Genomic DNA, 2,236 nt, shown 5'->3' with positions numbered 1-2,236 from the left:
CCCACTGTCAGTTCCATGCGTCGTGCTTTGCATCGTGCGGGGGAGGGGGTGGCGTTGGATGTGGGTGAGGCGGCGGTGTTGTTGCAGGCTCGGGGTGATGATCTGGTTCGTTTGTCCGGGGTGGCGGGGCGGGTTCGTGATGCGGGTCTGGTGGGGGTGGGTCGGCCTGGGGTGATCACGTATTCGCGGAAGGTGTTCATTCCGTTGACGCGGTTGTGTCGGGACAAGTGTCATTACTGCACGTTTGTGACGGTGCCGGGGAAGTTGCGGCGGGCGGGGCATGGGATGTTCCTGTCGCCGGATGAGGTGTTGGAGGTGGCGCGGCGGGGGGCGGCGCTGGGGTGCAAGGAGGCGTTGTTCACGCTGGGGGATCGGCCGGAGGAGCGGTGGCCGCAGGCGCGGGAGTGGTTGGACGCGCATGGGTATGACGACACGTTGGCGTATGTGCGGGCGATGTCGGTGCGGGTGCTGGAGGAGACGGGGTTGTTGCCGCATCTGAATCCGGGGGTGTTGTCCTGGTCGGATTTTCAGCGGTTGAAGCCGGTGGCGCCGTCGATGGGGATGATGTTGGAGACGACGGCGGAGCGGTTGTGGTCGCAGCCGGGGGGTCCGCATTTCGGGTCGCCGGACAAGGAGCCGGCGGTGCGGTTGCGGGTGTTGGAGGATGCGGGGCGTTCGAATGTGCCGTTCACGACGGGGGTGTTGATCGGGATCGGTGAGTCGTTCGTGGAGCGGGCGGAGTCGTTGTTCGCGATCCGTCGGGTGGCGCGGGCGTATCAGGGTGTGCAGGAGGTGATCGTGCAGAACTTCCGGGCGAAGCCGGGGACGGCGATGGGGGGGATGCCGGACGCGGAGTTGGAGGAGTTGGCGGCGGCGATCGCGGTGGCGCGGGTGGTGTTGGGGCCGGGGATGCGGATCCAGGCGCCGCCGAATCTGGTGGATGGGGAGTTCGGGCGGTTCATCGCGGCGGGGATCGATGACTGGGGTGGGGTGTCGCCGTTGACGCCGGATCATGTCAATCCTGAGCGGCCGTGGCCGCAGATCGAGGAGTTGGCTGCGCGGACTGCTGATGCGGGGTTCGTGTTGCGGGAGCGGTTGACGGTGTATCCGGAGTTCGTGGGCCGGGGGGAGCCGTGGATCGATCCGCGGGTGGTGCCGCATGTGGCGGCGTTGACTGATGCGGTGACGGGTCTGGCCGATGAGGCGGCGGTGGTGGTGGGCCGGGCGTGGCAGGAGCCGGAGGAGACGTTCACCACCACCGGTGGGGGCAGTGGGCGTACGGATCTGCACGCCACGATCGACACGGTGGGGCGCAGTGGGGATCGGCGTGATGATTTCGACGCGGTGTACGGGGATTGGGAGGTGTTGCGGGAGCAGGCCGCGCCGGGGATGGTCCCTGACCGGGTGGAGGCCGATGTGATGCGGGCGTTGTCGGTGGCTGCGGATGATCCCACCCGGCTCAGTGACGGGCAGGCGTTGGCGTTGCTGCATGCGGACGGGCCGGCGTTGGAGGCGTTGTGCCGGATCGCGGATGAGTTGCGGCGGGATGTGGTGGGGGAGGAGGTCACGTATGTGGTGACGCGGAACATCAACTTCACCAATGTCTGTTACACGGGGTGTCGTTTTTGTGCGTTCGCGCAGCGGCGTACGGATGCGGACGCGTACACGTTGTCGATGGAGCAGGTCGCTGATCGTGCCGCGCAGGCGTGGGAGGTGGGGGCGACCGAGGTGTGCATGCAGGGCGGGATCCATCCGGATCTGCCGGGCACGGCGTATTTCGATATCGCCGCGGCGGTCAAGGCGCGGGTGCCGGGGATGCATGTGCACGCGTTCTCCCCGATGGAGATCGTCAATGGTGCGTCGCGGACCGGGATGTCGGTGGGGCAGTGGCTGGCGGCGGCGAAGGAGGCGGGGCTGGACTCGATTCCGGGGACGGCCGCGGAGATCTTGGACGACGAGGTCCGCTGGGTGCTGACGAAGGGGAAGCTGCCGGCGCAGACGTGGGTGGAGGTGGTCTCGGCCGCGCACCGGGCGGGGCTGCGGTCGTCCTCGACGATGATGTACGGGCATGTGGACCAGCCGCACCACTGGTTGGGGCATCTGCGGCTGCTGGCGCGGATGCAGCAGGAGACCGGGGGGTTCACCGAGTTCGTGACGCTGCCGTTCATCCACACCAACGCCCCGGTGTATCTGGCGGGCATCGCCCGTCCCGGGCCCACGATGCGTGACAACCGGG

General features: G+C 67.8%; 1 protein-coding gene. It reads left to right on the top strand.

Annotated features, from left to right (window positions below; translation table 11 throughout):
• On the top strand, window positions 1–2,236 hold a 2,236-nt coding region (locus V2S66_RS34260), incomplete at both ends, for a bifunctional FO biosynthesis protein CofGH (protein WP_330801005.1).

It is taken from the genome of Actinacidiphila polyblastidii, from assembly GCF_036353415.1.
In the GTDB taxonomy this organism is placed as follows: domain Bacteria; phylum Actinomycetota; class Actinomycetes; order Streptomycetales; family Streptomycetaceae; genus Actinacidiphila; species Actinacidiphila polyblastidii.
This window is presented reverse-complemented; position numbering and strand designations above follow the sequence as displayed.